14 protein-coding genes and 1 pseudogene are annotated in these 18,678 nt (G+C 37.4%); all 15 read left to right on the forward strand.

What is annotated here, in order from left to right:
- Positions 1-205: pseudogene (locus B091_RS12760) on the forward strand (hypothetical protein); the annotation flags it as partial.
- A gap of 518 nt (positions 206-723) precedes the next feature.
- Positions 724-2,319, forward strand: coding sequence for a YfcC family protein (locus B091_RS0106185; RefSeq protein ID WP_018109144.1), 1,596 nt, complete (start codon positions 724-726; stop codon positions 2,317-2,319).
- A gap of 90 nt (positions 2,320-2,409) precedes the next feature.
- On the forward strand, positions 2,410-3,450 hold the full coding sequence (locus B091_RS0106190; RefSeq protein WP_202898301.1) for a lactonase family protein: 1,041 nt from the start codon (positions 2,410-2,412) through the stop codon (positions 3,448-3,450).
- Positions 3,451-3,635: 185 nt separating this feature from the next.
- Positions 3,636-4,103, forward strand: a complete 468-nt coding sequence (rimP, locus tag B091_RS0106195) for a ribosome assembly cofactor RimP (protein ID WP_018109146.1) — start codon at positions 3,636-3,638, stop codon at positions 4,101-4,103.
- 2 nt (positions 4,104-4,105) lie between these two features.
- Entirely contained in the window at positions 4,106-5,368 is a 1,263-nt protein-coding gene (gene nusA / locus B091_RS0106200) for a transcription termination factor NusA (RefSeq protein WP_018109147.1), read from the forward strand.
- A 113-nt stretch (positions 5,369-5,481) separates the two neighbouring features.
- Positions 5,482-8,424: a translation initiation factor IF-2 gene (gene infB, locus B091_RS0106205; protein ID WP_018109148.1), complete on the forward strand. Its 2,943-nt coding sequence runs from the start codon at positions 5,482-5,484 to the stop codon at positions 8,422-8,424.
- Between the two features lie 111 nt (positions 8,425-8,535).
- A complete protein-coding gene (locus B091_RS11845; protein ID WP_018109149.1) occupies positions 8,536-9,030 on the forward strand; it encodes a CvpA family protein in 495 nt (164 codons plus the stop codon).
- Between the two features lie 61 nt (positions 9,031-9,091).
- Entirely contained in the window at positions 9,092-10,540 is a 1,449-nt protein-coding gene (gene sufB, locus B091_RS0106215) for a Fe-S cluster assembly protein SufB (protein ID WP_018109150.1), read from the forward strand.
- A 66-nt stretch (positions 10,541-10,606) separates the two neighbouring features.
- Positions 10,607-11,359 carry a Fe-S cluster assembly ATPase SufC gene (gene sufC / locus B091_RS0106220; protein WP_018109151.1) on the forward strand — a complete coding sequence of 251 codons (753 nt, stop codon included), beginning with the start codon at positions 10,607-10,609 and terminating at the stop codon, positions 11,357-11,359.
- A 2-nt stretch (positions 11,360-11,361) separates the two neighbouring features.
- Positions 11,362-12,699 carry a Fe-S cluster assembly protein SufD gene (gene sufD, locus B091_RS0106225; protein ID WP_025069485.1) on the forward strand — a complete coding sequence of 446 codons (1,338 nt, stop codon included), beginning with the start codon at positions 11,362-11,364 and terminating at the stop codon, positions 12,697-12,699.
- A 7-nt stretch (positions 12,700-12,706) separates the two neighbouring features.
- Entirely contained in the window at positions 12,707-13,918 is a 1,212-nt protein-coding gene (locus tag B091_RS0106230) for an aminotransferase class V-fold PLP-dependent enzyme (protein ID WP_018109153.1), read from the forward strand.
- A gap of 119 nt (positions 13,919-14,037) precedes the next feature.
- Entirely contained in the window at positions 14,038-14,640 is a 603-nt protein-coding gene (locus B091_RS0106235; protein ID WP_018109154.1) for a ribonuclease HII, read from the forward strand.
- 219 nt (positions 14,641-14,859) lie between these two features.
- Entirely contained in the window at positions 14,860-16,296 is a 1,437-nt protein-coding gene (sufB, locus tag B091_RS0106240; protein ID WP_018109155.1) for a Fe-S cluster assembly protein SufB, read from the forward strand.
- Between the two features lie 56 nt (positions 16,297-16,352).
- On the forward strand, positions 16,353-17,105 hold the full coding sequence (gene sufC, locus B091_RS0106245) for a Fe-S cluster assembly ATPase SufC (RefSeq protein WP_018109156.1): 753 nt from the start codon (positions 16,353-16,355) through the stop codon (positions 17,103-17,105).
- On the forward strand, positions 17,105-18,451 hold the full coding sequence (gene sufD, locus B091_RS0106250; RefSeq protein WP_018109157.1) for a Fe-S cluster assembly protein SufD: 1,347 nt from the start codon (positions 17,105-17,107) through the stop codon (positions 18,449-18,451). The genes sufC (B091_RS0106245) and sufD (B091_RS0106250) overlap by 1 nt, the downstream gene beginning before the upstream one ends.
- The last annotated feature ends 227 nt before the right edge of the window (positions 18,452-18,678 follow it).

An 18,678-nucleotide genomic window follows, 5' to 3' on the forward strand; every position in this document is an offset into this window, starting at 1 on the left:
GCAAGAGTTCTTGTTGGAGGAATATAAACTTAGCTTACCTATGCTGAAGGATTTAGTAGCTAATGCAGTTAAAATATATAATACAAAAAGACCTCATTGGTCATGTTATATGCAAACACCTGAACAGATGCACAAACAAAGCATATCACAGATGAGAACTTATAAAAATAAATCCTATAGGAAGGCCAGCCTTCCTATAGGATAATTAAACTATATTTGATAAATAAACTGTAACGCTTATTTAGGACTAGTCATGTTGAGCTGCTTTCAATGTATAAGTTTAATTCGGATAGAGTTGGGTGAAGGTGTATAAATAAAAAAAGGAGCTTGGAAAATCCAAACACCTCTCAATTTTAATACTTAACTAACGGTTTGTTGTTAAATAGTTACGCTCTATTTGATAAGAGTTTTTGCAACTGTCCGTTTAACTTTTGGGTCATAATTCCGTTTCCCATTGCTTGGTATCTTTTGATTCGATACTGTAGCATAACGATTTCATTTTCGTTCTTTTTCATAATTGACATCTTTTGTTGCTCTCCACGTTTTGAAGAGCTGGTTTTTTATTCTTTTAATTCAATTACAAAGATAAGACTTATTTTGTAATACCCATGTTTTATAACATGTATTTTCGCTTTTGATACTCGATTTTATTTCGGTTGGGCTGAAATTCTTATCATATTACATAAATATTACATAGTTTTGTGCTAAAACACATAAATAATCATGACTAAACGAATCCCACATGCCTATACGATAATAGTATTTGCGATTCTATTTTGTGCTATTCTATCTTTGGTGATTCCTGCTGGGCAGTACGAAAGAGAAACTGTATTGATTAACGGAGTAGAGAAAACTGTCATCGTCGAAGGTTCTTTTCACTTGGTTGAGCGAAGTCCGCAGACTTGGCAGGTATTTACCTCTCTTTTCTATGGTATAGAAAGACAAGCGGGTATTATTGCTTTCCTGCTAATTATGGGTGGAGCTTTTCAGATACTCAATGTCACTCAGGCTATTCATGTGGGGATTGTCTCTTTCTTGAACTCAAGTCGAAACTTAGAGAAGTATTGGTTATTTAAAAAAATAGGGGTCAATAACATTATTCTGGTTTCTGTAATGTTGCTTTTTAGTCTCTTTGGGGCTGTTTTTGGTATGTCGGAAGAGACTATTGCTTTTACTATAATAATTTTGCCCCTTGCGATATCTATGGGTTATGACTCTATTGTTGGTGTTTGTATGGTCTACGTAGCTGCTCATGTTGGTTTTTCTGGAGCTATGTTAAACCCTTTTACTGTAGGAATAGCTCAAGGGTTCTCTGACTTGCCGCTATTTTCTGGAATTGAATATCGTTCACTTTGCTGGGTGGTTCTAACTTTTGTTATGTTCGTTTTTGTGCTGCGTTATGCTGCTAAAGTAAAGAAGAATCCTAAAGCTTCTCCTATGTATGAGCTAGATGCTGTATTACGTGAACAAATCCAACGAAACGATATAGAGGTGGCCTATAAGACAACAAAGTCAGCATGGCTTGTCTATGGTTTGATTTTGGTTGCTTTAGTTCTATTTTCCTTTTATTATCCATACAGTACTTTTAGCTTAGGTCAATCCACGAATACGGTTTATTTACTACCTATTTTGACGGTTTTATTTTCTGTAACTGGTTTTTTAAGTCTTAAAAAGTCGAATCACTTTTTTGTTTTAGTTATTCTTGCTTTTACTATTCTGTTTTTAGTTGTAGGTGTTATTGCTCATGATTGGTATTTACCTGAGATATCTGGTATATTCTTAGCTATGGGGGTTGCTGCAGGCTTTGCCTTTGGTCTGAAAACTAATGAACTAATAAAGCAGTTTCAGGAAGGTGCAAAGGATATGTTGTCGGTAGCTATTGTTGTAGGTCTTGCCGGAGGAATTATTCAGATACTTGAAGATGGTTCTGTAATTGATCCAATTTTGCATGGTCTAGCTTCTCTTCTGGGAGAAACAGGAAAGCTATTCTCTTTGACTATCATGTATATTATTCAAACACTTATAAACTTAATTATTCCATCGGGTACAGCTAAAGCAGCGCTCACAATGCCCATCATGGCTCCATTTTCCGATGTTATTGGTATCTCTCGTCAAGCAACAGTTTTGGCTTTTCAATTCGGTGACGGATTTACCAATATGGTAACCCCAACTTCAGCTGTCTTGTTAGGTGTGTTGGGGGTGGCTAAGATTCCTTATGGAGTGTGGTTGAAGTGGTTTTTTAAGTATTTAATTATATTTGTAATTCTAGGCTTTCTATTGTTGATTCCTACTGTAACACTAACTTTAAATGGTTTTTAGATGAGAGGTAATTATATATTGAGTATATTAATAGGTGTAGCCAGTGTGTTCTGTTTTTTATATTCCTGTAATCAAGAAAAGCAAGTGGATATGTCGGAATTATATATGTTAGTGGGAACTTATACTTCTCAGGATAGTGAAGGTATCTATGTTTATAAATTTAATAGTGACACAGGAGAGTATTCTCTTGTGAGTACAACCAAAGTAGATAACCCATCTTACTTAACCTTCTCACCCAATGGTAAAATTGTTTATGCGGTTAGTGAAAATGATGATGTAGATGTTGATGGTGTTTTCTCTTATCAACTTGATAAGAAGAATGGAAAATTATCTCTTCTAGACTCTGTATTGACTGAAGGTGCAGCTCCGTGTTATGTTGTAAGCAGTTTTGATGGTAAGTGGCTTGTTACTGCTAACTATAATGGAGGAAGTTTGAGCATGGTCAAGACAAATGATTTTGGGATGTTTGAGAATGCAGTACATGTAATTCAGTTTCAGGGAGAGGGACCAAACAAATCTCGACAACAACAATCCCATCTGCATTGTATCTATCCTTCACCAGATAGCCTCTATCTTTTTGCTAACGATCTTGGCGCCGATAAGATATATCGTATGGATTACTCTGATAATTTGGATAACAGTTCAGTTGTGGAGTTTTCTGTAAAACCAGGATCGGGACCTCGTCATAGTTCCTTTCACCCTAGTGGTGAATGGGTTTATACTATTACTGAGTTGTCTGGAGAGGTTATTGCATATAATTATACCGACGGTGTGCTGGAAGAGTTTCAAACTATTCTAGCCGATAAATTTCATGCAGGAGGTTCTGCCGATATTCAGATAAGCCCCAATGGAAAATACCTTTATGCATCTAACCGACTTCAAGGAGATGGCATAGCTATTTTCTCTATCGATCAAGATAATGGGGTTTTGTCAGCAATAGGTTATCAGCAAACGGGGCAACACCCTCGTAATTTAGCGATTACTCCAAATGGCAAATTTATTTTAGCTGCTTGTAGAGATGAGAATCAGATAGAGATTTATCAAATTGACGATAATACGGGCTTCTTGAATCTGCATGAATCTATTTCTGTAAATCAGCCCGTTTGTGTTAAGTTTACATCTTTGGACTGAATATAAATACCTTTATAGCATGATAAATATTAAATGCATCTGCCAATAATTCATTATGAGTTAAGTAGATGCATTTTTATATATTATATTTTGTATTCGAATAGATTATTTGTATCTTTGTGAGCGATATGGATGATTGAGGAGGGGCACTAGAAGCTCCTTTTTTTGTTCTTAATAATTGATTAATGATAGATAAAAGATCTGTTTGTCAGATAGTTGAAGAGTGGCTAGAAGATAAAGAATACTTTTTAGTTGAAGTTTCTGTAACTTCTGATGACAAAATTGTGGTTGAAATAGATCACGCCGAAGGTGTGTGGATAGAGGATTGTGTTGATTTAAGTCGCTTTATCGAGTCTAAATTAAATCGAGAAGAAGACGATTATGAGCTTGAAGTTGGCTCAGCTGGTGTGGGTCAGCCGTTCAAGGTCCTCCAGCAATATTATAATCATATTGGTCGTGAGGTTGAAGTGCTTACTCGTAAGGGAATAAAACTTACAGGTGAGTTAATTGACGTTAATGAGACTGAGATAAAAATTATATGTGATAAAAAAGTAAAAGTGGAAGGAGAAAAACGCCCCAAGCTAGCAAGCGTTGAGGAAGTTATTCCATTTGAAAATATAAAATACACTAAATACTTAATTACTTTTAAATAATTATGGCGAAGAAAGAAGATACCATTAGCCTAATTGATACATTCTCTGAGTTTAAGGACAACAAGAAAATCGATAAAACCACTATGATAAGCGTTCTTGAAGAATCTTTTCGTAGTGTTATTGCTAAAATTGTAGGTACTGATGAGAATTACGATGTAATCGTAAATCCTGATCAAGGAGATTTTGAGATTTGGAGAAATCGTGAAGTTGTTGCCGATGGTGACGTAACTGACGATTATATGCAGATTTCATTATCTGAGGCTAGAAAGACCGACGAGTCTTACGAAATAGGTGAAGAAGTAACAGACAAGGTTTTCTTTGAAAGCTTTGGTCGTCGTGCTATTCTGAATCTTCGTCAAACCCTAGCTTCTAAAATCTTAGAACTAGAGAAAGATAGTCTTTACAATAAGTATATTGAGCGTGTAGGGACGATAATCTCTGCTGAGGTTTATCAGATATGGAAAAAAGAAATTCTATTGGTTGACGACGAAGGTAACGAGTTAATCTTGCCTAAGTCTGAGCAAATACCAAGAGATTTCTTCCGTAAAGGAGAGTCAATCCGTGCAGTAGTTGCTCGTGTTGATAATAAAAATAATAATCCGAAAATTGTGTTGTCTAGAACATCACCAGTTTTCTTAGAAAGACTTTTTGAGTTGGAAGTCCCTGAGATTACCGATGGTCTTATAACAATCAAAAAAGTTGCACGTATACCTGGAGAAAGAGCAAAAGTTGCTGTGGAGTCTTACGATGAGCGTATTGATCCTGTTGGTGCTTGTGTTGGAGTGAAAGGTAGCCGTATTCACGGTATTGTACGTGAGCTTTGCAATGAAAATATTGATGTAATTAATTATACATCTAACATTCAATTATTTATTCAACGTTCATTAAGCCCTGCTACAGTTTCTTCTATTCGTTTGAATGAAAAAGATCGCAAGGCCGAAATATTCTTACAACCTGATGAGGTTTCATTGGCAATTGGTAAGGGTGGTTTGAATATTAAATTAGCTAGTATGCTTTCTGAATACACGATTGATGTATTCCGTGAGTTAGCTGAAACCGATAGCGAAGATATCTATTTAGATGAATTCAAAGATGAGATTGAAGGATGGGTTATCGAAGCAATCAAAGGCTTAGGCCTTGACACAGCTAAGGCTGTGTTAGAAGTACCTCGTAATCGACTGATTGAAGATGCTGACTTAGAGGAAGAGACAGTTGACGAGGTATTAAATATATTAAAAGCGGAGTTTGAAGAAGATGAAAACTAATAGACTTATGAATAGACGATAATAGGCAGTAGATTTCAATCTTTGATCGTCTAGTACGGATAGTTAAATTAGAGATTTTCATTCTCTCTCCATTTATTCATTAAATTTTAAGTATGACGATAAGGTTAAATAAAGTAACAAGAGACTTAAATGTCGGTATTGCAACTGTAGTGGACTTTTTGAAAAAGAAGGGTGTCGACATCGACGAAAACCCTAATTCAAAAATTTCAAAGGAGCAATATAATATGCTCGTTGATGAGTTTAGTACAGACAAAAGTCTTCGAATAAAATCTGAGCGTTTTATTCAAGAACGACAAGAAGATAAGAAACGCAACAAGGCTTCTGTTGCGATTGATGGTTACGAGTCCGACCAACAACCAGTAGAAAAGGCTGAAAATAGTGATGTAATTGAAACGGTTGTACCAGAAGAGGTGCGACCTAAGGTGAAAGCTGTTGGTAAAATTGATTTGGACAAACCTCGTCGTCAGGTAGATGAGAAAAAAGAAGTGAAATCTACTACTGCTGCAAATGCAGAAACAAATTCAGAGAACATAAAGTCTAATTTAGAAAAAAAGAAAGCAGTAGCTACACAAGAAACTACCCCAGAAGAAGTAGCAATTGAAGCTCCCTTACAAGTGAGTCAAAAGGAGTCTGAAAAGAAAACTGCGAAAGAGAGCGAGAACGTGAAAGAGGTGAAAAAACAGGAGTCAAAGGATGTAATATCCGAAAAGGCAAGCACGAAAACAACTGCAAAACAAGAGGTTAAAGGTGCTATTGAAGAAGTAAATAAAGATAATGAAGCCGAGTCATCAGAAGATGGAGTCTTCACTTTAAGTTCTTCTGAGTTAAAAACAAAGATTAACGTTGTAGGACATATTGATTTAGAAGCAATAAATCAATCTACTCGTCCTAAAAAGAAGAGTAAAGAAGAGCGCAAAAAAGAGCGTGAGGATAAAGGCCGTACTACCCCTACAGCTACATCAACTGACCCTAAGAAGATCAAAAAGCGTCGTCGTATAACTAAAGAAAAAGTTGATATCGACAAAGCGTCTAATCAATCACCAGCTGCTGCAAGACCAGGGGCTATAGCTAGACCTGAGCGTAAAAAAACACTCAAAGCTAAGAGAATCAAAAAACCTATTCTTAAACAAGAGGTTACTGAAGAAGATGTTGCACGTCAAGTAAAAGAAACTTTAGCAAGGCTAACTTCTAAAGGAAGAAATAATTCGTCTCGATATAGAAAAGATAAACGTGAGCAAGCTAACGTACGTGCTCAGCAAAAAGAGCAACTAGAGCAAGCAGAACAAAAGACAATTAAGCTAACAGAGTTTGTAACCGTTAGTGAGTTGGCTAGTTTAATGGATATCGCACCAATCAATGTTATCTCAACTTGTATGAGTGTAGGTATCATGGTTTCGATTAATCAACGTTTGGATGCTGAAACTATTAACTTAGTAGCTGAGGAATTTGGCTTTAAGACTGAATACGTTAGTGCAGATGTTTCACAAGCTATTGAGGAAGTAGAAGATGCAGTTGAGGATCTAGAACCTCGTGCTCCGATTATTACCGTTATGGGACACGTTGACCACGGTAAAACTTCATTATTAGACTGGATTCGTAAGGAGAATGTGATCGCTGGTGAAGCTGGAGGTATTACTCAGCATATTGGTGCTTATCACGTTACTCTTCCAGAAGGCAAAAAAATAACATTCTTAGATACTCCAGGTCACGAGGCTTTTACAGCGATGCGTGCGCGTGGAGCTAAGGTTACCGATATTGCTATTATTATTGTTGCTGCTGACGATAACGTCATGCCACAAACTAAGGAAGCTGTAAACCATGCTATGGCAGCAGGCGTACCTATTGTTTTTGCAATTAATAAAATAGATAAACCAACAGCAAACCCAGACAAAGTTAAAACTGAACTTGCTGAGATGAACTATTTAGTTGAAGAGTGGGGTGGTAAATACCAATCTCAAGATATTTCAGCTAAACAAGGTCTAGGCGTTTCGGAATTGCTTGAAAAAGTACTTCTTGAAGCTGAGGTTCTTGACCTACAAGCTAACCCTGATCGACCAGGAACAGGATCTGTAATTGAGTCTACTCTTGATAAAGGTCGTGGTTTCGTATCTACATTACTTGTATCTAACGGTACACTTAAAATGGGTGATATTGTTCTAGCAGGAACTAGTTTTGGTAGAATTAAAGCGATGTTTAACGAGCGTAATCAGCGAATTGAATCAGCAGGTCCTTCGGAACCCGTATTGATTCTTGGTCTTGACGGTGCTCCTGCTGCAGGTGATAGCTTCCACGTTTTAGAAACAGAACAAGAAGCTAGAGAAATTGCAACAAAACGTAAACAGCTTCAAAGAGAGCAAGGTATCCGTACTCAGAAACTATTAACTCTTGATGAGGTGGGTAGACGTATTGCTCTTGGTAACTTCCAAGAATTGAATATCATTGTTAAGGGTGACTTTGATGGTTCTGTAGAGGCACTATCAGACTCATTAATCAAGCTTTCAACTGAGCAAATCCAAGTAAATGTAATCCATAAGGGTGTAGGACAAATATCAGAATCTGATGTTTCGCTTGCAGCAGCTTCGGATGCTATTATTATTGGTTTCCAAGTTCGTCCATCTACCACAGCTGAGAGAATGGCTGAAGCAGAAGGAGTTGATATCCGCAAATATTCAATTATCTACGATGCTATCGAGGAGGTTAAATCTGCAATGGAAGGTATGCTTGAGCCTATAGTTAAGGAACAAGTGACTGCTAATGTTGATGTACGTGAGGTATTCAATATTACCAAAGTAGGACTTGTTGCTGGTTGTTTGGTGAAATCTGGTAAGATCAAACGTGCCGATAAAGTACGTTTGATACGTGATGGTATTGTAATCTACTCTGGTCACATAACTGCTCTAAAGCGATTTAAAGATGATGTGAAAGAGGTAGGAGCAAACTTCGAATGTGGTTTGAGTTTAACAAACTGCACCGATATCCAACCAGGTGATACAATTGAATCATACGAGGAAATTGAGGTAAAACAAAAATTATAATAGTGCCCTAACCGGCATTCCAAAATGAATGTGCCAATGAATTTTTACAAATTGTTTAGATGCTTTTTGTGGTGATTCATTGGCACATTTTTATTTTTTAAATATAAAATAATGCAACCATTAGATATTCTTATCCTTTTGTTTATAGGAATAGGTATATTTGCAGGGTATAGGAAAGGATTTTTCAACCAAATAGCCTCCTTAATAGGAATTTTAGTGGGGTTCTATCTTGCTAAGACTTACTATATTGAGTTTGCAGAAAAACTGTATCCAGTATATATGGAGTCTCAGTCTTTGGCAAATATCATTTCTTTCGTTGGTATTTGGTTTATTCTACTTATCGTGTTAGGTATCTTATCGTCAATGCTAACTCGGTTTTTTGATGCTATCTATTTAGGTGTCATAAATCAGTTGTTAGGTGCAATACTAGGAGCTATTAAATATTTTATACTTCTGAGTATTTTACTTTGTTCACTTGATTATTTCGATGCCGACCATAAGTGGTTGAGTGAAGAAATCAAAAATGAGTCAATGCTCTATAAACCAATTATGGTTGTAGGTAAACTCTTGTTTTTTACGGTTAAAGGAGCCTATTTATCTTCATAAGTAGGTCATTATATATATGTATTATCAATTTTGATAATCAAACTTAATGAGTTATTAAATAATGGAAGAAGCTAATAAATATGTAAAGCAGCTCACCCAAGAGAAATATAAATATGGGTTTACGACCGATATCCATACAGAAGTAATAGAAAAAGGTCTAAATGAGGATGTAGTGCGCTTGATTTCTGAAAAGAAAGAAGAACCAGAGTGGATGTTAGAGTTTCGTTTAAAAGCTTTTAGACATTGGCTTACATTAGAGATGCCAACTTGGCCACATCTAAGAATCCCTGAAATTGATTATCAGGCGATATCTTACTATGCTGATCCTACAAAGAAAAAGGATGGACCCAAAAGTTTGGATGAAGTTGATCCAGAGCTCATCAAAACTTTTGATAAATTGGGTATTCCCCTTCAGGAGCGTTTGGCGTTAAGTGGAATTGCTGTTGATGCTGTCATGGACTCTGTCTCTGTTAAAACCACTTTCAAGGAGAGCCTTAGAGAAAAGGGAATTATCTTCTGTTCGTTTAGTGAAGCTGTCAGAGAACATCCCGAACTTGTTCGTAAATATATGGGTTCTGTGGTTGGCTATAGAGACAACTTTTATGCTGCACTAAATTCGGCTGTTTTCTCTGATGGATCGTTTGTCTATATCCCTAAGGGTGTTAGATGTCCTATGGAGTTATCAACTTACTTTAGAATAAATGCAATTAATACAGGTCAGTTTGAAAGAACTCTTATTGTTGCCGAAGACGATTCGTACGTTTCTTATCTTGAGGGTTGTACAGCTCCTCAACGAGACGAAAATCAGCTTCATGCTGCTATAGTCGAAATCATTGTCAATGATCGTGCTGAAGTTAAATATAGCACTGTTCAAAATTGGTATCCTGGAGATGCTAATGGTAAGGGTGGGGTTTATAATTTCGTAACAAAAAGAGGTATCTGTAAAGGTGAGAGTAGTAAGTTGTCTTGGACTCAAGTCGAAACAGGTTCAGCAATTACTTGGAAATACCCCTCGTGTATCTTAAGTGGTGATAATTCTACTGCTGAATTTTATAGCGTTGCCGTAACTAATAATTATCAACAAGCTGATACAGGTACTAAGATGATTCATCTTGGCAAAAATACCAGTAGCACAATTATCAGCAAAGGTATTTCGGCAGGATTTAGCCAGAACTCTTATAGAGGGCTTGTTAAAGTTGCTGAGAAAGCTGAGAATGCTCGTAATTATAGTGAGTGTGACTCTTTGCTTTTGGGTGACAAGTGTGGGGCTCATACTTTCCCATATATTGATATTCATAATAATACTGCAGTTGTTGAACATGAGGCAACGACTAGTAAAATTAATGAAGATCAGATATTTTATTGCAATCAGAGAGGTATTAGTACCGAAGATGCAATTGGCTTAATTGTCAATGGTTACGCAAAAGATGTAATTAATAAACTTCCTATGGAGTTTGCTGTTGAAGCACAAAAACTTCTATCTATTTCACTCGAAGGAAGTGTTGGATAGATTAATTAATATATAATTTTGATAGACTCTCTTTAGAGCAGAGAGTAGAAACTCAAAACAACGACTATGTTAAAAATAAAAGACCTACACGCCAGCATTGATGGTAAAGAAATATTAAAAGGCATTAACTTGACAGTTAAACCAGGAGAAACCCATGCGATAATGGGTCCAAATGGTTCAGGTAAAAGTACATTGAGTAGTGTGCTAGTTGGAAACCCTTCGTTTGAAGTGACTCAAGGCAGTGTTGAGTTTATGGGTAAGGACTTATTGGCTTTAGCTCCCGAAGATAGAAGTCATGAAGGAGTTTTTTTAAGCTTCCAATACCCAGTAGAAATTCCTGGTGTAAGCATGGTTAACTTTATGCGTGCAGCAGTAAACGAAAAGCGAAAATACCACAATTTACCAGCATTATCGGCTAGTGATTTTTTGAAGTTGATGCGCGAAAAGAGAAAACTAGTTGAACTTGACAATAAGTTGGCTAGTAGAGCAGTAAATGAAGGTTTCTCTGGTGGTGAAAAGAAACGTAACGAGATATTCCAGATGGCTATGTTAGAGCCTAAACTAAGTATTCTAGACGAAACAGATTCAGGTCTTGATATTGATGCATTACGCATTGTTGCAGATGGAGTTAACAAACTAAAGACACCTGAGACTAGCAATATTCTTATTACTCACTACCAACGTTTGCTCGATTATATTAAACCCGACGTTGTGCATGTACTTTACAAAGGTAAAATTGTAAAAACTGCAGGTCCTGAATTGGCTCTCGAACTAGAAGAAAGAGGCTATGACTGGATCAAGAAAGAGATGGGAGAATGAATATGAAGGTTGAGCAGCAATATATAACACTATTTAAAGAGTCTCGCGATCTACTGGATAATAACAGTGCTCCAGTGATGAATAAATATCGTCAAGAAGCATTTGATAACTTTGAGAGATTGGGGTTCCCTTCAAAAAAGGTAGAAGAATATAAATATACTCCTGTGAGTAAATACTTCGAACAGGAGTATGGTCTAAATCTTAGCCGGTTAGATATTCCATCTAAACCTAGAGACTTATTTAGTTGCGATGTTCCTGGTATGGATTCGATACAGGCTTTTCTTGTGAATGATCTGTTTCATCAAGAGGCAGTAAAAGGCTTACCAAAAGGTGTACTATTGGGTAGTTTAAAAGAGCTAGCTGAAACACACCCAGAGCTAGTTGAGAAGTATTATGCTAAAATAGCAAACCATTCTAAAGATGCGATTGTTTCTTTTAATACAGCCTTTGCTCAAGATGGCTTATTACTCTACGTACCCAAGAATACAATAATAGAGCAACCTATTCAGCTTATTAACTTATTGAGATCTGATGTTGACTTAATGTCGAACCGTCGTATCTTAATTGTTTTAGAAGAGGGTGCCCAAGCTAAAGTGTTGATTTGTAATCACACTATTGATCAGGTTAATTTTATTCAAACAGGTGTAACTGAGGTCTTTGTTGGTGCTAATGCTCAGCTTGATTTTTATGAGCTTGAGGAAACGCATACACAAACCGTAAGATTTAATAATCTAACAGTTCATCAGCAGGCCGATAGCAATGTGCTCTTGAATAATATGACATTGCATAATGGTGTAACTCGTAATTCAACCGAAGTTGTTTTAAAAGGTAAAGGGGCTCATATTGATTGCCATGGTATGGCTGTTGAAGATCAAAATCAGCATGTAGACAACACTACGCTTATTGATCACACTGTTGCCCATTGTACTAGTAATGAGCTATTCAAATATGTCTTAGACGATCACTCTGTTGGAGCATTCACTGGGATGATTTTAGTTCGTCCTGATGCTCAGCAAACCAATTCTCAACAGACTAATCGTGCTCTATGTGTAACTCGTGATGCGAAGATGTATGCTAGACCTCAACTTGAGATTTATGCTGATGATGTTCGTTGTGGTCATGGTGCTACGGTAGGGCAATTAGACGAAACAGCTTTATTCTATATGCAAGCACGAGGTATATCTGAGCGTGAAGCTCGTTTACTTCTGATGTTTGCCTTTGTTAATGAAGTGATAGATACTATTTCAATTGATGCATTAAAAGAGCGTTTGCATACCCTTGTAGAACAAAGGTTCAGAGGCGAGGTTCAAAAATGTTCTGAGTGTTCGATTTGTAAATGATTTTGATATGGATATGAATAAAATACGTGCTGATTTTCCAATACTTTCACGTGAAGTATATGGCAAGCCACTCGTTTATCTAGATAATGGTGCAACTGTACAGAAACCAAAATGTATGGTTGATGCTATGGCTGACGAATATTTCACGGTCAATGCCAATGTGCATCGTGGAGTTCATTATTTGTCGCAGCAAGCTACAGAGCTGCATGAGGCTGCTCGTATGACAGTCTGCAACCATATAAATGCAGCTTCTATCAATGAAGTCATTTTCACTAAGGGTACTACGGAGTCTATAAACTTAGTAGCTTTTAGTTTTGGAGAAGCTTTTCTATCTCAAGGTGACGAAGTAATTATTTCTGAGATGGAGCATCATAGTAATATCGTGCCTTGGCAACTTTTAGCTGAACGAAAAGGTATTGTCCTTAAGGTCGTACCGATTACCGATTCAGGTGAACTCTGTATGGATAGCTATAAAGAGATGTTGTCGAGTAAAACTAAGCTAGTAAGCATTACTCATGTATCCAATGTTCTAGGAACAGTCAATCCCGTTAAAGATATCATCAAAGCTGCTCACGATTTAGATATTCCTGTATTGCTTGATGGAGCTCAGTCTGTTCCTCACATGAAAGTTGATGTTCAAGATTTAGATGTTGATTTCTATGTGTTCTCAGCTCATAAAGCTTATGGACCTACGGGTCTTGGTGTTTTGTATGGCAAAGAAAAATGGCTTGATCGCATGCCTCCTTATCAAGGCGGTGGTGAAATGATTAAGTCGGTTAGCTTTGAGAAAACTACTTTCAATGAGCTACCCTTCAAGTTTGAAGCAGGTACACCTGATTTTGTAGGAACAACAGGATTTGCTGCTGCACTCGACTACATGAATGCTATAGGCATGCATGAGATTGAAGCTCATGAACGTGAGTTAACGATCTATGCTATGAATCAGTTGGCACAGGTAGAAGACATACGATTCTTTGGTGTAGCTGAAAATAAGACGAGTGTTATCTCTTTCCTTGTGGGTGATATCCATCACTTTGATATGGGTACCTTGCTCGATCGTCTAGGTATTGCGGTGCGTACTGGTCACCACTGTGCTCAGCCCTTGATGAATAGACTTGGTATTGAGGGTACAGTCAGAGCTTCGTTTGGTATGTACAACACCAAAGAAGAAGTTGATATACTTGTAAAAGGAATTGATCGTGTGAAATCGATGTTCTAATAAGTGATTCCAATTAAATTAATATGACCTTAGTAAGTTGAATTTAGACTTACTAAGGTTTTTTTATGCCTTCAGAGTCGACTAATATTTATAACTTTGGAGGAATTTAAATAATAGTTATGCTTAAGCCGTATTTAGAAAAGGGTAGAGTGGAAGCTGGATGTGATGAAGCTGGACGAGGATGTTTGGCAGGACCTGTTTTTGCTGCTGCTGTAATCTTACCATCCGATTTCGAAAATGAGATACTCAATGACTCCAAACAATTATCTGAGACCAAGCGGTATAAGCTGCGAGATATTATTCAGGAGCAAGCCTTAGCTTTTGCTGTAGGCATAGTTATTGCCTCCGAAATAGATAAGATAAATATTCTTAATGCTTCATTTTTGGCTATGCATCGTGCGGTTGATGGGCTAAATATCCAACCTGAACATCTTTTAATCGATGGGAATCGATTCACTCCCTATCCTGGGATACCTCATACTACAATTATTAAAGGTGATGCGACTTATCTGTCTATCGCCGCAGCCTCTATTTTGGCTAAAACCTATCGGGATGATTATATGCTTGAGCAACATAAACTGTTCCCGCAATACGATTGGGATCATAATAAAGGCTATCCTACGGCCAAGCATCGTGATGCTATCCAAGCGCATGGTGTAACTCCTATACATAGGCTTAGTTTTCGGTTGATTGCAGACAAACAGTTATCTATTTTTGATTAATCTGTCCTTACACGCATCTCTTACCTCACTAAAATATCTTTTAGGCAATTTTATATAGATTTATTCTAAATAGCTAGAACAATCTAGCCCTGTATTTCATTCTTACTAAAGGTTATAGTCTTAGTGCTGATTTGTATATCAGTCAATTGATTATGAGTAAGTTTTGACTGCTACTTTTGTGGTGGTCAACTTTGTGTTATTAATTGATTATAATGAAGAATGGAAGAGGCGAATAAATACGTAAAAGAATTTACCCAGGAAAAGTATAAGTTTGGTTTTACAACCGACGTACATACTGAGGTAATCGAGAAAGGATTGAACGAAGATGTTGTTCGTTTAATATCTGCTAAAAAGAATGAGCCCGAGTGGCTACTAGAATATAGATTAGGTGCTTTTAGACATTGGTTAACTTTGTCAATACCAACTTGGGCACATCTGCGAATTCCTGAAATTGACTTTCAAGGAATTTCCTATTATGCAGATCCTACTGCTAAGAAAAAAGATGGTGAAATAGATCCAGAGCTGTTGAAGACATTTGAGCGCTTAGGGATTCCCTTAAACGAGCACAATGCTTTAGCTGGTTTTGCCGTTGATGCAGTGATGGACTCTGTGTCGGTGAAGACTACTTTTAAGGAGACTTTGCGCGAGAAGGGCATTATATTTTGTTCTTTCAGTGAAGCTGTTCAGGAACATCCCGAGCTTATCAAAAAATATATGGGGAGTGTGGTAGGTTATAAAGATAATTTCTTTGCTGCGCTAAACTCAGCTGTCTTTTCCGATGGCTCATTTGTCTATATTCCAAAGGGTGTTCGATGCCCTATGGAGTTATCTACTTATTTTAGAATTAATGCGATCAATACGGGCCAGTTCGAAAGAACGCTTATCGTAGCTGAAGATGACTCTTATGTTTCTTATCTAGAGGGTTGTACAGCGCCTATGCGTGATGAAAACCAACTGCATGCCGCTATTGTAGAGATTATCGTAAAGAATAGAGCTGAAGTAAAATACAGTACCGTTCAAAACTGGTTCCCTGGAGATTCCGAAGGAAAAGGAGGGGTATTTAACTTTGTAACTAAGCGAGGTATCTGTGAGGGTGAGGGTAGTAAGCTCTCTTGGACTCAAGTTGAGACTGGTTCAGCAATCACATGGAAATATCCTTCTTGTATACTTAAGGGAGATAATTCAACCGCTGAATTCTACAGTGTAGCCGTAACCAATCACCACCAACAAGCCGATACTGGAACTAAAATGATACATCTTGGTAAGAACACAAGTAGTACTATTATAAGTAAAGGGATTTCTGCGGGTAAAAGTGAAAACTCCTATCGTGGTTTGGTGCGTATAACACCCAATGCCGATAATGCCCGAAACTTTAGTGAGTGCGACTCACTATTGATCGGTGATAAATGTGGAGCCCATACATTCCCCTATATGGATGTTCACAATAATACTGCTGTTATTGAGCATGAAGCTACTACCAGCAAAATTAATGAGGATCAGATTTTCTATTGTAACCAACGTGGACTTGATACGGAGGAAGCTATAAGTTTAATTGTCAACGGGTATGCCAAAGAAGTCCTCAATAAACTTCCTATGGAGTTTGCTGTTGAAGCTCAAAAACTATTGGCCATAACTCTTGAAGGTAGTGTGGGCTAGATACTGATATCTAGTTTGCAGTGCAGATTATCTCAAATTTAATAAAGATTATTACTATGCTAAAGATAAAAGACTTACATGCTAATGTTGATGGGCATGAGATACTAAAAGGTATCAATTTAGAAATTAAGAAAGGTGAGACACATGCTATTATGGGGCCAAATGGCTCGGGTAAGAGTACATTGGGCAATGTTCTAGTTGGCAACCCCAATTATGAAGTTACTCAAGGAAGTGTTGAGTATCTGGGAAAGAATCTTTTGGAACTCGACCCTGAGGCACGTTCGTGTGAAGGGCTATTCTTGAGCTTTCAATATCCTGTTGAAATTCCTGGTGTAAGCATGACTAAATTTATGCGTGCAGCCTTAAATCAACACCGTACTTATAAGGGGTTAGAGCCCTTGTCAGCCAGTGACTTCTTGAAGCTTGTCAAAGAAAAAAGAGAAATGGTAAAGCTTGACTCTAAACTGCTGAGTCGTTCGGTGAATGAAGGATTCTCAGGTGGTGAGAAAAAACGTAATGAGATATTTCAAATGGCTGTTTTAGAACCAACCTTAGCCATTATGGACGAGACCGACTCGGGTCTTGATATTGATGCTTTGCGCATTGTAGCCGATGGAGTCAATCAATTGAGCTCACCCGAAAGAAGTCAAATTATCATTACACATTATCAACGACTGCTCGATTATATTAAGCCCGACTTTGTGCATGTGCTTCTAGGTGGAAGAATTGTCAAGTCTGGTGGTCCAGAATTGGCCTTGGAACTAGAATCTAGAGGATACGACTGGATTAAACAAGAGGGAGGTAAATAATGAATACAGCGACTAAAAATTTCATTGATCTATATACTCGGGAAAGAGAGGTTATTCAGAGTAACAGTTCGGAAATCATTAATGGGCTCCGAACCGACGCTATGCTTAACTTTAAGAAGCTAGGACTTCCTAGCCGAAAGCTCGAGAAGTATAAATATACTGATGTTCAAAAATATTTTGAAGGCGACTTCTTGACCAATTTCGATCGGAAACCAATCAACTACGAGCCAAGTGAGGTTTTCAAGTGTGAGGTTCCTAATCTGAATACAGTTCAAGCTTTTTTGCTTAATGACTCTTTCTATCCCACTATTGACAAAAAAGAGCTATTGCCTAAGGGAGTTACTGTGGGTAGTTTAAGCCAGATGGCAGATCGTTTTATTGAGTGGTTTGCTAAGTATTACGGCAAGATAGCCAATACCCGAGAAGATGCCTTAGTTGCCCTCAATACAGCTTTAGTTCAAGACGGTGTATTTATCTATATACCAAAGAACACGGTTGTTGATGTACCTATTCAGCTAATTAATATATTATCAGGAGATCAATCCACCTTAGTTAATCGTAGGCTTCTGATTATGGCCGAAGAAAATGCGCAAGTAAATATCTTGATGTGTAATCACGCAGTCTCGGCTGTGGATTTTCTGCAGACAGGTGTTACCGAAATATTTGCAGGTGAGAATGCGCATATCAATTTCTATGAAATTGAAGAGACTCATAGTCGTACACATCGTTTTAATAGTACGTTTGTACATCAGGCAGCCAATAGTGTGGTTCAAGTGAATACGATGACACTCATGAATGGGGTATCGTGCAATAATACGAACTTCCACTTGGCAGGTCAGGGTGCACATGCCGATTGTAACGGAATGACAATCTCTGACAAAGAGCAACATATCGACAATATCACACTCATTGATCATGCCGTACCTCATTGTACAAGTCATGAGCTTTTTAAATATGTTTTAGACGATAAGGCAGTTGGAGCATTTACAGGAATGATTTTAGTACGCCCTGATGCACAACATACCAACTCGGAGCAGACTAACAGAAGCATTTGCCTTACCAAAGAGGCACGTATGTATGCTCGGCCCCAGCTCGAAATTTATGCTGATGATGTGCGTTGTGGGCACGGTGCAACTGTAGGCCAACTAGACGAAAAGGCATTGTTTTATATGCAGGCACGTGGTATAAATAGGGATGAGGCTCGTTTACTTCTGATGTTTGCCTTTGTAAACGAAGTGATTGACAAAATTAATATTGATCCACTCAAGGAGCATTTACACCAATTGGTGGAACGTCGTTTCCGTGGTGAGCTATGCAATTGTGCAGGATCGGCATTGAATAAATAGATTTATAATCAAAATTAAGTATAAGGGTCTTTATTAATTAAGGGCCCTTAATTTTCATGCCTACTCCGCTAAGACATTGTAGATGTCGATATTATAAAAATGAGTAAACTCTTTAGAACATACCTCTTTTACTATTAATTGATGATAAAGAAGTATTTAATAAATTCTGTTTTTTGTACCTTTGTGGTGCATTGAAATAATGGATAACAAAATAATTAAAAAATATT

It is taken from the genome of Bacteroides propionicifaciens DSM 19291 = JCM 14649 (assembly GCF_000375405.1).
In the GTDB taxonomy this organism is placed as follows: domain Bacteria; phylum Bacteroidota; class Bacteroidia; order Bacteroidales; family Bacteroidaceae; genus Bacteroides_E; species Bacteroides_E propionicifaciens.

Bases quoted from the DNA above. Each gene is read 5' to 3' on its own strand.
- B091_RS0106185 (WP_018109144.1), top strand. From the start codon at position 724: ATGACTAAACGAATCCCACATGCCTATACGATAATAGTATTTGCGATT.
- B091_RS0106190 (WP_202898301.1), top strand. From the start codon at position 2,410: ATGTCGGAATTATATATGTTAGTGGGAACTTATACTTCTCAGGATAGT.
- rimP (WP_018109146.1), top strand. From the start codon at position 3,636: ATGATAGATAAAAGATCTGTTTGTCAGATAGTTGAAGAGTGGCTAGAA.
- nusA (WP_018109147.1), top strand. From the start codon at position 4,106: ATGGCGAAGAAAGAAGATACCATTAGCCTAATTGATACATTCTCTGAG.
- infB (WP_018109148.1), top strand. From the start codon at position 5,482: ATGACGATAAGGTTAAATAAAGTAACAAGAGACTTAAATGTCGGTATT.
- B091_RS11845 (WP_018109149.1), top strand. From the start codon at position 8,536: ATGCAACCATTAGATATTCTTATCCTTTTGTTTATAGGAATAGGTATA.
- sufB (WP_018109150.1), top strand. From the start codon at position 9,092: ATGGAAGAAGCTAATAAATATGTAAAGCAGCTCACCCAAGAGAAATAT.
- sufC (WP_018109151.1), top strand. From the start codon at position 10,607: ATGTTAAAAATAAAAGACCTACACGCCAGCATTGATGGTAAAGAAATA.
- sufD (WP_025069485.1), top strand. From the start codon at position 11,362: ATGAAGGTTGAGCAGCAATATATAACACTATTTAAAGAGTCTCGCGAT.
- B091_RS0106230 (WP_018109153.1), top strand. From the start codon at position 12,707: ATGGATATGAATAAAATACGTGCTGATTTTCCAATACTTTCACGTGAA.
- B091_RS0106235 (WP_018109154.1), top strand. From the start codon at position 14,038: ATGCTTAAGCCGTATTTAGAAAAGGGTAGAGTGGAAGCTGGATGTGAT.
- sufB (WP_018109155.1), top strand. From the start codon at position 14,860: ATGGAAGAGGCGAATAAATACGTAAAAGAATTTACCCAGGAAAAGTAT.
- sufC (WP_018109156.1), top strand. From the start codon at position 16,353: ATGCTAAAGATAAAAGACTTACATGCTAATGTTGATGGGCATGAGATA.
- sufD (WP_018109157.1), top strand. From the start codon at position 17,105: ATGAATACAGCGACTAAAAATTTCATTGATCTATATACTCGGGAAAGA.